Source organism: Ekhidna sp. (assembly GCF_963691765.1).
In the GTDB taxonomy this organism is placed as follows: Bacteria; Bacteroidota; Bacteroidia; order Cytophagales; family Cyclobacteriaceae; genus Ekhidna.
In genome coordinates this window covers 3,749,120-3,763,430 of the sequence record NZ_OY829375.1, presented here as the reverse complement: position 1 = coordinate 3,763,430, position 14,311 = coordinate 3,749,120, and the positions used below count along the sequence as shown (strand labels likewise).

12 protein-coding genes are annotated in these 14,311 nt (G+C 36.9%); 1 reads left to right on the top strand and 11 read right to left on the bottom strand.

What is annotated here, in order from left to right; all coding sequences use genetic code 11:
* Positions 1–203 precede the first annotated feature (203 nt).
* The 7 genes from ACY650_RS16965 to ACY650_RS16935 form a co-directional block, all read right to left on the bottom strand.
* Positions 204–1,445 carry a hypothetical protein gene (locus ACY650_RS16965; protein ID WP_462249249.1) on the bottom strand — a complete coding sequence of 414 codons (1,242 nt, stop codon included), beginning with the start codon at positions 1,443–1,445 and terminating at the stop codon, positions 204–206.
* Positions 1,446–1,741: 296 nt separating this feature from the next.
* On the bottom strand, positions 1,742–2,011 hold the full coding sequence (locus ACY650_RS16960; RefSeq protein WP_462249247.1) for a hypothetical protein: 270 nt from the start codon (positions 2,009–2,011) through the stop codon (positions 1,742–1,744).
* Between the two features lie 20 nt (positions 2,012–2,031).
* The gene (locus ACY650_RS16955; RefSeq protein WP_462249245.1) at positions 2,032–2,499 is read right to left on the bottom strand and encodes a hypothetical protein; all 468 of its coding nucleotides are present in this window, start codon (positions 2,497–2,499) and stop codon (positions 2,032–2,034) included.
* 6 nt (positions 2,500–2,505) lie between these two features.
* Entirely contained in the window at positions 2,506–4,122 is a 1,617-nt protein-coding gene (locus ACY650_RS16950; RefSeq protein ID WP_462249243.1) for a hypothetical protein, read from the bottom strand.
* A 142-nt stretch (positions 4,123–4,264) separates the two neighbouring features.
* A complete protein-coding gene (locus ACY650_RS16945) occupies positions 4,265–4,696 on the bottom strand; it encodes a hypothetical protein (protein ID WP_462249241.1) in 432 nt (143 codons plus the stop codon).
* 136 nt (positions 4,697–4,832) lie between these two features.
* Positions 4,833–5,615, bottom strand: a complete 783-nt coding sequence (locus ACY650_RS16940) for a hypothetical protein (protein WP_462249239.1) — start codon at positions 5,613–5,615, stop codon at positions 4,833–4,835.
* Positions 5,616–5,625: 10 nt separating this feature from the next.
* On the bottom strand, positions 5,626–6,051 hold the full coding sequence (locus ACY650_RS16935; protein ID WP_462249237.1) for a hypothetical protein: 426 nt from the start codon (positions 6,049–6,051) through the stop codon (positions 5,626–5,628).
* Positions 6,052–6,135: 84 nt separating this feature from the next.
* On the opposite strand from ACY650_RS16935, the gene ACY650_RS16930 reads away from it, so the two are divergent.
* Positions 6,136–6,633, top strand: coding sequence for a hypothetical protein (locus tag ACY650_RS16930; RefSeq protein WP_462249235.1), 498 nt, complete (start codon positions 6,136–6,138; stop codon positions 6,631–6,633).
* Between the two features lie 47 nt (positions 6,634–6,680).
* On the opposite strand, the gene ACY650_RS16925 is transcribed toward ACY650_RS16930, so the two are convergent.
* From ACY650_RS16925 to ACY650_RS16910, 4 genes are all read right to left on the bottom strand, one after another.
* A complete protein-coding gene (locus ACY650_RS16925; RefSeq protein ID WP_462249233.1) occupies positions 6,681–6,965 on the bottom strand; it encodes a hypothetical protein in 285 nt (94 codons plus the stop codon).
* 90 nt (positions 6,966–7,055) lie between these two features.
* Positions 7,056–7,559 carry a hypothetical protein gene (locus tag ACY650_RS16920; RefSeq protein WP_462249231.1) on the bottom strand — a complete coding sequence of 168 codons (504 nt, stop codon included), beginning with the start codon at positions 7,557–7,559 and terminating at the stop codon, positions 7,056–7,058.
* A gap of 416 nt (positions 7,560–7,975) precedes the next feature.
* On the bottom strand, positions 7,976–8,707 hold the full coding sequence (locus ACY650_RS16915; RefSeq protein ID WP_462249229.1) for a DUF4262 domain-containing protein: 732 nt from the start codon (positions 8,705–8,707) through the stop codon (positions 7,976–7,978).
* Positions 8,704–14,310, bottom strand: coding sequence for a DUF6443 domain-containing protein (locus ACY650_RS16910; protein WP_462249227.1), 5,607 nt, complete (start codon positions 14,308–14,310; stop codon positions 8,704–8,706). Before ACY650_RS16910 ends, ACY650_RS16915 begins: the two co-directional genes overlap by 4 nt.
* Between the last annotated feature and the right edge of the window lies 1 nt (position 14,311).

The window sequence follows — 14,311 nt, the reverse complement described above, 5'->3', positions numbered from 1 at the left end:
AACATTATGGATTTTCCTTTCACCCGGATAGGGTGATTTTGACATTTCTCAACAAAAAAATGCCGTATTAGTCTATTTTAAATCTTTTGAAGGATTTAAGAATTACTCATCATCATTAGGGAAACAGAATGAATATCAATGGTAATAGAATAAATATGACCCCTCTTTCTGTGAGAGTTATTGCAACGTCTAAAGACAAGCAATTAAATCTTGGCTCCTTGACGTTTCATTAGCTCATGATGGAGCTCATCCCAAAGCATCATAAAAATCACGAACTCATTATTCGCACTTAGTTTCTCCTTGATCAATAAATCGAAAACGATTTTTTGCATCCGTTTCAAGTTATCGCTCAAATCCTTAGTCGAAGTATCCTCTAGGTTGTCTTTCAAGTCAAGCAGTTCTTGATAATAAAGGTCCATTCGATCTTTTTTGCGCTGATTCATATTTGCCTTGAAACTTGCAGACAAACCAAAAAGCACGATAAAAACAGACAAGATAAAGCCCATAAACTCAGAGTACCTTTCAATGAACGAAGGCTTATCACGCTCTAAATAATTAATGGTACCGCCGTGAAAAGGAAAACTTAAATTGATATCCTGATGATTAACTTCAAAAGTGTAGCTATTGGATGATTCAAAAATTGGAACAATGTGATGTTGATGGATTGTTTCAATGAGATCAAAAATTACTTTTTTTGGAACATCTGAAGTTGTCATCAGCAATTCATGTACAGCCAACGTGTAGACAGGATTTTCCATAGTTATCCCAAAGGCATACCTAGAAATGATATAAGGTGTTGTCTTTTTATACGCTTGGCAAAAGCCTTCAATAAACGATCCTTTACCGTAGGTCTCCTCGTGATCTAAGGAATAAATGTATGCTTCCTTATCAAACAAGAGTCGGCCTAATTCATAATTTTCAAGTGCAGAAAAGAACATCAACAAGTCGTATTTCTGAAAATCATTTCTAAGATCGTAGTGAGGCTCTAATCGATAGTTAATCGTAGAATCACCAGTGAAATTTGGAATCATGCGCTCAAAGAACGCCAACTCATCCACTTCCTTGGTGAGTATCATATAGTTCCCGGTATGAATCAGTGAGTCAATTTCTTTCTGTGAAAGTTCATGTCTTGACGCTACTACCAACACCTCATGAAAAAATGGTATGACCGTCCGTAGATCTTTTTTACTTCCATGATAGTCAAGTGTATTATCTACCGTGGTGATTTCATACTCATTATCTAGGAGGCTTTCAATTGCAGCAACCTCTGTGAGTGAATCTTTGCTTGTTACTGAAATATCAAACCTGGAGTGTGTATTGATATCATTGGCAATTTTCGTCATCACCCGCTCATCCTCCTCGGATACAAGGAGATTGAGTTTGTAATTGTGATTACAAGAAAAAAAAGGTAGGGCTAATAGCCACAGGAAGGATTTCTTTAACATTTAGGTTTTGATAGCTGGTTGTAAAAAATGCTAAACTAACGTGAATTATAAATCATCCACTCTAAGCTTACGATGATTCGCTGAATCATAGAAAATATTCGTTGATTTTACTGTTCTCTCTTCTCACTCACGCTGGTGCGAGCTTGTAGCTCGTCCGTTTGCGAGCCTGAACTAGGCGTAGGTTGCAGCTACGCCTCATCATATCATGTCAATTTCTAATTGACGTTCCAAGATACTTCTAAACCAAAAACCCACCAACGATGAAGAAGGTGGGTTCTATTTAGAATGTATGAAATTTATTCTGGTAGTTTCACATACTGCTGTTCCTGAGTATTCACAGATAGTGTGAAGTCACCCGTCTTTTTATTATATCCAACAAAGTTCAGAATCACATACCTTGATTTCAACCAAGCTGCGCTAAACTCTGTTTCATAATTATTGATGACATGTTTTTTATTGGAAATGATATTATAGTCAAACTTTAAATAAATCTTGTCTACATCTTCTTTCATCAATAGAACCATTTCTTCTTCAGTTAATCTGAGACTGCCGGGAAAGTAATCCATTTCAATAATTCTCTTCGAGATCAATCATTTTCATCGAAAATCCAGTGCATAAGATTAGAGACGAAAGTTTCAAACTCATAAGCAAATATTGTCCACCTCTTAATACTCTCTTCTATTTGCTGATCATCTAGTTCAATATCTTCCTTATCGTAAGCAAAAAGAAACAGATTACCAGCGTCATTAACACCTCCATTCCTATGAGCTAGATTATTTCTTAGTTTTCTGAATTCTTGAAGATTGGTCTTGAAGTACTTACATCTCTCTTCATCAAATTTGGTGTAGCCTGCAACCACCTTATTGAAGCGATCAATCTTTTGACCAAATGTGAGGATATTAACAAACAAGTCCATGAAGAAAAACTTACGAACTTTATCCTCATCGTCAGCAACAAAGAAATCAATAAAGAACTTGTCAATATTCACTTCAATCATTGTAGCCAAATCAATAATATTTCCTCGATAGTGATTTGCTTGTTCTTGTGTTACCATGATAGTTTAAGGAGTGATCCAGTAGTTTCCACGATTCAACTCCGAAACAAGTAACTGCTCCGTTAGAACTTTATCTAAAACCCTTGGTCTACTAACAAAATCAATAATACTTGGTACTATCCAATTCTTGGTAGCTTCTGTAATTATCCTTCCTGCTGCATAAGAACCAACTGTAAAAAGCATTTCTTCGTTAACTGGATCTTGCATTTTTGCAAGTCCAATAGTTGCAGATACACCAACAATTTCATTAAAAGTCAACGCTCCGAATTTCTTATTAAACTTGGGTTTCTTAACAGCTACCATTACTTTGCCATCAGAGTTTAAGAATTTTATTTGGCTTTTTTGCGAGTTGATATATTCTAAATGTTCGTTTATTGCAGACATTACACTCTCTTTTCTCTCATGAATAATCTTTCTGTATTCATCAGTTTTTTCTAAATCCTCCAATTTCTTTGTATTCTTATTTTGGTACAAACTGGTCAATAAATTTGCTTCTCTTTCTAATGCATTAAAATATTTTGCATGAAGTCGAATAATTGAATTCTGAAACTCAGGTTCTGCAGCTAATGCCCAAAAGCTTTCCCAATCTACCTTTCCAACTACTGGCGGTACCGCGAACTTACCATCACTAACATCTTTGTTAAATTCTTGCACACTCATCTTGGATGTTATCGCTAGTGGATAGTCGGATAACTCGTGATCTTTTACTACCTCTTGAGTAAAATACGAGGGAACATTTACTCCGTACGCTTTTGTCATTCGTTGGTAAAGAGTATTATCAAGCCAAATTCTTACAGGCATCCAAGCATTGTAATCTTCAAAGATTTGTTTTTGGTTGTACCACGAGTTTCTTTGACCACTTGATAGCTTTTGACTCAAAATTTCATTCCTTGCATCAATAAATGTCTGTTTGATTCTATGTTGTCTGTCATCTGGAAGAACCTTTTTTAAGTATGAGTTAAGACTATCAAAATATAAGTTCTGAGCAGGTTTAGTAAAGTACTTGTATCGTGTATAGATGGGTGGACACTCCGCTTGATTTGCGTCAAATAATCCATAGACTAACTGTGAATATTTTGAGTAATTGGCAAAGTTCTCTTCGATGTCAGATTTACCCGTCATACTTGATAAGTCTTTCCCTAACTTCTCAAGCTCTGACCATTGCCTTGAAAGATAAGCTTGTCCAAAGACCCTTTCTACCGAGAAACCTTTCTTACTTGCAACATCTTTTTTAACAACATCAGATAAACCAACAAAATCAACATTATCACCCCTGTTTGATTGAAGATATTCAGCAACAAAGGCCGAATAGCCTCTAAAACCATTGAAACTACGATATTGACTTTCGAGACCAATACGAAAGATATTGTAGTTGTTGTGAGTAATTTTTAAAATTTCATCTCTATACTTCTTGCTATACCTATGAACTTCTGGTATCAGTTTAAATAATGCTGGACAATCTGCAATTTGACCTGCTGGAATAACTATTTCATAGCCAAACAAAAGTGCTGTAAGTGCCTCGCTTCGGGCATGAGAAATATCTATTTCCTTATCCGCTTTGGTATCATCCTTATACCTAGCAGTATCTATAGATTGAAGTAATGTTCTGATTCTTCTTTGCATATTACAGTTGCGTTATATGCATTCAATATCATATTACTTAATTTCAAAGTCAATACCCAAAAAGTGGTAATTACACCCACCCCCCTAAAACCAAAAATCCCACCAACGATGAAGAAGGTGGGTTTCTAAGAAATGATAAATCTTATTTGGAAGGAAGAATAATAAATGAGTTTCTAGACGATATCTCTACATCCCCTGATACTGGATGTGGAAAAATTATTCCACTTTGCCATTCTCTTAGTATTCCTTCAGAAGGAATGCTATCAAGTTTTACAACTTCTTCATAGTGAAAGTATGTAGAAGCTGTTTCTTTTATTTCACCATTAATTCTAAAAAGAGGTAAGAAATCATGAACCTTACCATATCTCTTCACACTAAAATAAGATGTGTCAGATAAATAGACTTTCGCCCGATAGATTTCTCCATTGTATATCGTGTCATTATTAGCATCCACAATTAATTCTGGAAATTCCGCATAATTCGAATTTGATGATTCACATCCAAATAAAATGAATATTACTATCAGCGAACTAGAAAGCAGTTTTTTGATCTTTGTATAGAAAGCATTTTCCATCACCACAATTTAATCCTCCTCTCTAAAACGCAAAAACCCACCAACGATGAAGAAGGTGGGTTTTGTATTATTTTTCAAAGTCTTGAGTAATTACAAAAGTGACATTCTGAAATGTGACCTAATTCATGACCTTAACTCAGTCTGTACATTCTGAAAAGACTTTAGGACACTCAGAGGCAATTAATTGATAGTTATCATTTTCATCCTTTCGATACAAATAAATCTCTGGGCTCTTAAAAGCTTTGTAAAGAGAATCATTTGGTCTAATCAACTCCGATATTTGATACCCTTTCATTCTAAAGGGAAAGTTAGAGTTTTTTAGATCCAGCATAAAATCATAATTTTCCCCTTCTTCAACCAATCCTGACATTTTTCGGTACTTCATAAAAAAGTTAGGAATATCTCGTTCATTTAATTCATGAGTACTTATCACGGCATCAAGTGTCTGAATAAGTAATGTATCTTGATTTTTAAATTCTAAACTTTCAAGAAGAGTATCAAAGACTAAAAAGTGTGTTTTAGCATCTTTAACAACAATATTTACACTTTTATCAGCATCATAAAATCCAATTTTGTAACCGCTATTAAATTCTATTGAATCCGAGAAAAACTTAGAAGAAGCATGAAAGAAATTAGACAGAATTTCAGGTCTCACATTAAGAATATGTTTTTCCACTCCTATCGTCATTAATGATGAATCATTTCCATGATAGGTTATATTATTTGAGTTGAAATTGAAATCTCTTCTTTCAAGTTCATGACAAACTTTTTCTTTTTCTTTTAAGACCAATGTGGTTCGATGATCAAGATTATAGTAATCAATAACAATACATTCACATGCTGATAATGATTTAGTGCCTCTATCTGAGCATCCGAACAATACAACAAATACAATGACTAGCTTAAGCTTTATTTCCATTTGTCTTTGATTATTTCTTTGGTAATTGTTGATTATGAAACTCTGATGGGGTCGTGATAATTGGACCTATTGGCTTAGTATGCCCGTTGTAACGATTAAATCCCCAATATATTGTTGATATTCGTTTCCAAATACCATCTGCAGTACGACCCATTAATGATGTCTCTGCTCGCCAATAAACAAAGTCGTGCCTTCTTACGGGCGAATCATAAAATCTCATTGTGAATCCAGATTTACTTGATCTATATTTTTTCCAATATCTAAGCGAATGTCTACTACTTCTATTCAAAGTAAATGGTGGAACACTCGTGCCTGGATCATTATCAAGATATTTAAAGAATCCTGTATCTCCCTTATCATTGATATTAGTATATACAGTTTGTATAAAATTGAACTCCTCAAATTTACCACTATAGTTTGCAACATCAAGATTCATATCTAAACCAATATCTATTCCATTATCTATAGGCTCAAAGGAGTCATCTTTACGCTACTTACTAAAAATTACAACCCTTTAATCATGGTAATATCAAAAGAATCATACCTGAGTTTATTTCAGGAGTATTACAATAAGGTAGACGAAGAACTCATAGCGATATTAAAAGGACATCTTTTAATTGAAAAGCTATTGAATCAGATAATAGAGGAGTTCGTTTTCCATCCAGAGATCTTACCTGAAACACGATTAAGTTTCTATCAAAAAATTCATCTTGCCAGAAGTATTTCATACAGTGAACAAGATAATACCATGTGGAAATTGGTTACCGCATTTAATACTCTACGGAATGAATATGCCCATAATCTAGATTCTGATGCAAAGGAGAAGAAATTAGAAAAGTTGAAGCAACTTTATATAGTTGAGACAAAAGGCAGTGAATTCGAAAAAGTTTGGGAAGAGGGAAACGTTATTGGAATTGCATACTCAATGTCTATGATAATTGGCTTTCTAACTTCTTTTGAAAAAGAGGTGAAGAGCTTTAAGAACTTTGTTAATAAACATGGAAATCCAAGGAAATAACCACACCCTAAAAAAAACCCACCAACGATGAAGAAGGTGGGTTTGAATTAGTTTTTCTTTCTAGAATTCCTAAACTCTTCCAGCAGTAATTCATTTTGTGATGGATTCATACTGTAATAAAGATCAATTAGAAAGTAGATTAGTGACATAGTAACAATAGCTCCTAAAATTGTATTTCTCCAAAATCTGAAATCATATTCGTAATGAGTGCACTCTTCTCTTAGAGTTCTTTTTCTGAATACAATCCAAGCAATGAAAGAACCTGTAATCAGAAATATTAAAAGTGGAAGATATCTATCATGTTTCACTGTAACACTATTTACACCTATCATTCTCTCTAATAGAGAAGTCTAGTTCTTTGTATCTTTTTCAAAATCATGCTTCACTTACAAAAGTGACATTCTGTAACGTAACTTCGAATTCTACTCAACTCGATAATATTCTAATGTATATGTCTCTCCGAATCTAAAACCCTTCTCAGTATTGCTCAATATTCCTTGTTCATAAGACTTAATATAGACAGTATCTCCATTGATGTTTCTAAATATTTCTTTCGAAAGAAGTTGTGTCTTCTCATCATAAAAATAAAAGAATGAACTTCTGACCTTATCACCATCCTTTATTCGTTTCCTTATTAGTCTACCTAAACTATCATAAGAATAATCGGTCTTAGAAAAATTCTTTATTGATTCGACAATAAGACCTTTTTCTACTAAATGAAAGATTTTCGTTTCATTAAATAATGAATCGAAATCATCAATATCATATTCCCAATTTAAGTGCTTTAGCTTACGCCTTTTTTCAATTATTGTATCTCCTCGATACTCAAATTCATTGACACTGTTAGAACTATAATCTGATAGAATGAGTACTCTTGAAACAAAGTTATTTGAATCATAAGCTAATTTTCGAAAGCTATTCCCCATCTCACTATAACTTTTCTCTTCAACTAGCCGTCCTAAACCATCAAATATTAAAGTATCATTTACGAATGAAATCGTATCAAAACAAACAATTGTTGTTTGTGATCCATTTGTGACTTTATATACTGGACTAGGAAATTTTCATAATCAATCTCAGATATTTTCTCATTACTGCTACTAGAGCAAGAAAAAAGAACAATTGTAATTATTAAATAAGTTAATTTTTTCATCATTTTGAAGGTATAGTGAAAGGGAATTCCGCATAATTCGAATTAATCAGTTCCTGAAATTTGCCCTTCAATAAAAAAACCCACCAACGATGAAGAAGGTGGGTTTGGTATCTTTTCAAAATCATGTTTCACTTACAAAAGTGACATTCTGTAAAGTGGCCTAGAGGGGTAGTATGTCCAGTGTTAGAGTTATTTTCCCCAAGGATTCCATTTTTTTTCAGTAGAGTCTCTCCAAATCCCTTTACCAACAGAAAGTTCATTAACTATTTCAAGGGAATTATCAATACCAAGTAATGTACCTAAGGAAACCACTCTCATTTCTTCCTTTTCCACATCAGGACCTGCGCCAGCAAACATTTCCAACTCGTCTTCTTCCCACCTCATAACTTCTGTAATTACTTCTCCCTTTAAAGCATCAATATTTGTTATGACTTTCGAATGATCAGGTAATGAATATTCCCATTTCTCAACAAGCCATTTCCAAACTGGTTCTTGCTTAGAGTCCCACTTTTTATTCATGTCAGGGATATCTAAAGTATGATGTTTCTTATCAGGTATGATTTGATATGAAACTACTTTATCTATTTTATAAAAATCAAACACACCCAACATCATTAGATCGCTCCACGAACCATCTACCTCTTGTAAAGAAAAGCTACCTAAATCATCCAATTTGGTGATCAAATTTTGAGCTTTTGTACCATTTCTAATTAATGATACCACTGATTCGAAAATTCTATACAAATCCTCTTTCAAGAAAATTATCCCTCCTGAAAGAATTAATTCAAAACCATAATCTTCAAATAGTCCAATGGTGTAAGCATATCTTGGATCTGTTTTGCTATTTACAATTGTAACATGATATCCATGCTCATGGATATTTGATTGAATTAATTCTAAAAATTTTTGCTTCTCGTTCATTCTTCTTTACTATGTAATTTCTTGTGGCAATCTTTACAAACAGCTGCTCCATTTTCTTTTGTTGTTTTCCCTCCATCTGCATGTCTATTTAAATGATGACCATCTACTTCATCAACAGTTTTAGGTTGATCGCATTGAGCACAGTTTCCACCCTGATCATCGAGCATCTCCTGCTTTTCTTTTTTATTGTAAACCCTCTTAGGATCTCTCTCACTTGGAGGGGTTGACCCTTTTCCTCTTGGAGGTTTTTCGATTGAATTAGCATTCAAGTTGCCCATTGCAGTACCTGCAACTGTAGCTCCATGAGCAACAACTGCAACTCCTGCGGCTGCCACAGGTACTGAAACAGGTGATGCAACACCAGCAGTACCAACAGTTACACCAGCACCACCAGCAGTAATAACAGCTCCTAATGCAATCTCAGCAGCACCTTGAACTAAACTTATCCTATCGCCTAGTGCTTGTCCTGCTTGGAAATTAGAACTTCCTCCGCTTTGACGCCCTGCACCTAGAACATTATTCGATGCAACTGCATTTGCTACACCACTTGCATAATCTACTGCTTGCGCCCATTTCTTTTTACACCAAGCACAATCACCATAAGGATCATTCCACCTAATAGGGTTGTTGTACGCATATTGATAAGATGTCCAACTTTCCTGAGGTGAGACATTTGCCAGTGGGTCAATATTAATAAATCTTCCAAGAGAATAATCATACATCCTTAGCTTTGTCATGTCTAGACCGATTTCTGCCATTCTTTCAGTCTTGAACATCTTTCCATCCAAACCTTGGAATGTTTTCTCTCCAAAGCCCTGATTGTATTTGAACCTTTGAGCCACAGAAGCCACCCTCACACTCTCATTAAAAGCCAGGCCAAAAGGATAGTAATCCTGCGTGCTCACCACATTCGTCTTGGAATGGGTCACCTTAAAATCGTCAAAATAAATATTAATAGCTTCTTGATTTTCATTGCTCAAGTAAGCCAAAATGTAGCCTTCCTGCTCAGCTATGATGTCATTGATCTCCAATACCTCATAGGTGTTTGGACCTGAAGTATGACCTGCTGTACTGACCTGCTGAAAGCCTGCTTTCACATACTTCATCTCTTTATCAAAGAAAATATAATTCAAAAACCCTCGAGGAGCAGATTCAACATCTTTGCCAGTCATATGACTACTGCTCAGCGCATCGCTGAAGTCTGTTGATGTGGATTGCACACCCTCAACCCCACCAAAGGCGCCATCAAAGGAGTTAAACAGTGCATTGTAACCGATGCTCAAAAACGTATTCCCTGCCTGAGCGTCTGTATAACTGACATTGACACCAAGATCTATTGTGTCTCCTTTGTTCATGGACAACAAAATCATTGAGCTAGTGACACCACTGCCCAACGCATCCACTCGATCATTGCTAGCATACGGTGTTGTGGTGTTTCTATTGGAAAGACTGATATCATGCAAGTCTTGAAAATCGCTATCACCAGTACTTTCATAATCTTCAAATATGACATACTCCTCTGGCGTAGTACTAAAAGTCAATCTAACATTCCCTAAATGATCCTTGAGGTGGTATTGATAGTCGTAAGATCCCTCACTTTCGTTCGGGATGACACGGCCTTCTTCATGTTGAATCAACGATAAGGATCTACTACCTCCGGACTCGGTTTCATATATGAATTCACCAACATAGTCAGTCACCTTCACCACAGTCCCAGCTTTGTAAACCACTTGTTGCAGCTTGATGCCCGCGGCATCGTAGAGGTATGTTATGCTATCGCCAGCTGTTTCAAAAGCAACTTTTACCGGAAGGTTAAGGTGATTGTAGTGAATTGAATCAATTTCCTTATTTCTATCCTTTACCATGTTGCCATTGGCATCGTATTCGTAATCATCTCCTGAAGTATTCCTGTCATGGAAACCTAAGGTGTCGGCAGTATTATCTGTAACTTCTTTTAATTGATTGCCTGAACCAGAATAATCGTAGTCTAAGTTATCGATTTGTGTTGCCGCATTTCCCCAGCGTCTCAATACATCAATATTTCCATTTAAGTCATAAGTGTATTGTGTTCGGAAATGAGAAACAGGTCCCCAACCTGTAGTATTTCTATTCGCATTGGTACCTGTAAGCCTATTAAGTTTATCATAATTAAATCGATAACCACGTTCCTTCAATTCAGTCTCAACTTCATCTGAATGAACACTCCACTTCATTCCACCTATGTTTCCATTGTAATAAGTCGAATTTGAAATATCGCTATCGACCTGATCGTATATTAGATTTAAACCAAATAAATCTCCATCATTAGAAGATGTTAGGTCACTATCATTGATGCTGGTAAGCCAGCCACGAATGTTATAGGTATAGTCCAAAGACTGTACGAAGGTGCCCCCAGCTACTGAGTGTAAACCTTTTTCAACCAGTTCGCTCAAATCATTGTAGCTATTCGATGCAATCAGTACCTCAGTTTCATTATCGATCTGATGATAGGTATTTAGCAGACGCCCTGCGTGATCGTACTCAAACCTGCGAGTAATGTTAGTCGTAGTAGTTCCATCATTATGCGAACTAATACTCTTAGTCACCTGACCAATAAAGTCGTAGTAATTGGTGACGATATCTGTTCCTCCTAGGTGGTTGGTGCTTTGCGTCTGAATCACACGGTATTTCTCATCGTAATAGCTTACACTTTTGATGAACGCATTATCTCCAGAACTTGTCAATGTCCCTGTTACCTGACCTTTTATTGCATTATTAACTGTTAATCCTGTTGGGTTGGTAAATGCCAGCCCACTGTTGTCCCAATTATAATTGTCGTAGTAGGTGACTGTTAAATATTTATCCACCTGACTATGGGGAGGGTATGCAGTATTGGTATATTCATGTGTGCCTGCTACATCGAAAGATTCTGATCGATCATAAAGTCCGGCAACATCGTTTACAGCATCTCTTTCCTGGCTTTCAGTTCCACCAGACATCAAACCAGTCATGATTGGTCGATTCAATTGATCATACTTTGTGAAGAGCCAATGATCGTTTTGACGCTGTACACCATCTTGTGTAAGCACCAGTCGGTCCCATTCATCATAGACCATAAATACTGAATCAGCACCTGGCACCTTTTTCATGGTCATTCGGCTGCGATTGTCATAGTTATATAAGAAAGCCCAGGTATTTAAAAAGTCCTTACGAGCTTCCACCGATTGACCATAAAAGTCAGTATCAAGTAGAGATGTAGCTTGTGGTGACAGCACTACTGCTAATTGATCGTAATTGTCGTAGATGTAATACGTTTCAGCCCAATCGGTTGCATTAACTTGCGATTTTTTTAATATCGTCTTTCCTTCCTTGCTGCTAAACTCAAGGGTAATATTACCATCTTCATCTGTTGTTGAATTTTTGTATAGCTGGCTTGAGTCATAATACTGTACTGCACCAGAAAGTAGGGTAGACAAATCAAAAAGTCGGACACCATCAGTATCTTCATTTGTCGCATACTCAAACGTTACTGCGTTATTGCCATCTACATTCCAAGAATCTCCACTTGCACCTTGTCTAATCGGCCGGTTAAGCGGACTTGATTCGTATCTAACCTCCGAAAAAGCATTCCCCTCACTGGCATACACAGAGTTGTTGTAATCCGCTGCATGATCAGAGTTGGCGTAGGTCGCATTGAGCGCATTGGCTTTCCTTATTCCTCCTTTGCCTTCCACGTATGGTCGATAGTCTTTGGCTATTCTACCAAATTCATCATATTCGATTGGCTTGATCACATCTTCGTAGGTTGGTGAGCTCACTACATTCACCAATTGTTCTTGTCTTCCCAATCCATCGTAATAGGTATACTGATCGGTTGCATCTCCAATCTGAGTAAGTTCGTCTGCGCTGTCTACCGCTTTTCTGTAAACCCGCACTTTAACAAAGTTGGTACCCTGCAAAAGCGCTTCGTCGGAAAGAGTGAGCGGTGCAGAAGAATATATTTGCCCATTAGGAGCACTGATATTCACCTGATACGCTCCAGGATGATAGACTTTTAATGTATTTAAGGTTTCACCAGTCAATGCATTTCCATCTTTGATCCATTGGTAGCCAAACCCACTAAGACTCGGCACCGAAAGCTCAGAGTCAACTTGCAAAGCAGTACCATTGGGCGCGCTTATAACAGGCTGATTGACGGTAATTGAAACTGTGTTGCTTTCTTCAGTTTCGCACGATATAGTTATCCTTTTATATTCTGCACTTTCAAAAGCATAACCAGGATCAAAATCTTCAGATGTTGCTCCAGCAATTGGTGAAAATTCTGTTTCTGAGCTAAGCTTCCTCTCCCATTGGTAGCTTATTACTCCATCTCCACCTGTTGTAGCCTCACCATCAATTGTTGGAATCAGATCACCAAAATTTCTATTCCCACCTGTATAGTTTACGTTAAACATGGATAGTGGTGGATATACCAAAACACTGATTGAGTTGCTGTATTTAATTTGTCCACAGGATTCTACTCTTCGCTGGTATTCATTGGTACCAGCATCTGCAGGAGGAGTAAAGGTCGCACTGGTTTCACCAGCAATCTCTACCCATTGTCCTTGGCTATTTTTCTTTTCCCATTGGTAATTAATTGTACCATCTCCACCGGATGCAGAGTTGATATTCGTCAGCGCACTTGGGGAACCATTAGCAATACATACAACCTGCGCATTTCCAATTGTTCCTGGAAGTAGTTCCGGATATACATTGGCACTTACAATATTAGAATACTTCGTTTGGCAAGCAACCATAGTCGCTCTTCTGTATTCTGTTGAGGCGGTAAGGTTGGAAGGATCAAATGCTTGTGAAGTAGCTCCATTTATGTTTGACCAACTGCCTCCAACAGGCCTTGATTGCCATTGGTACGTATAGCCAGATCCCCCTCCTCCGGAAGGCAAAGCATCAGTAGTCATCATCGGAGCGTCCTCATTAAAACATAAGGTTTGTGTGAGATCAGTGATCGAGCCAGGATTGAGGTCATCCAAGACCGTTATGAGTACTGGCTGCGTAAACCTATTTTGATCGCAGGATCTTGCACGTCTACGATAGTAGCGATCAGTAGTTAGGTTGTGTGTTGGAGTATAAGAAGCAGAATTTGAACTGCTTATACCTGTCCACCCGCTAGTGCCAACGTCTTGATACTGCCATTTGTAAACAATATTCCCATCTCCACCCCCCGCTGACGTCACATTATTCAAGGTAACAGGAGAGCCATTGTAGCATATTGTTTGGTCACCACTAATGGAACCTGCTGTTGGCGGTGGACAGCTATTTACAGTCACATTCAATGCATCAATGACAATCGATCCATTTTTAAAGGTAACTGTCCCGGTACCGGTTGAAGTCCACTCAATACTTACAAAATAGTCGTAGCCTGTCTGCCAGGTGCTTTGTACTGTACCTCCGGTTATTTCCCAACTTGGAGCGAGGTAAAACGACTCAAATTCGTTGTCTAATTGATACGTATGTACTTCATCAACGATTACTGGTGATGGACCAGTGACATCATTGGAAAATGCACTTTCACTTAAAAACAAGCCAAGCGCGATTGTAGTGTAGGTTAAAATTCTTTTTAACATC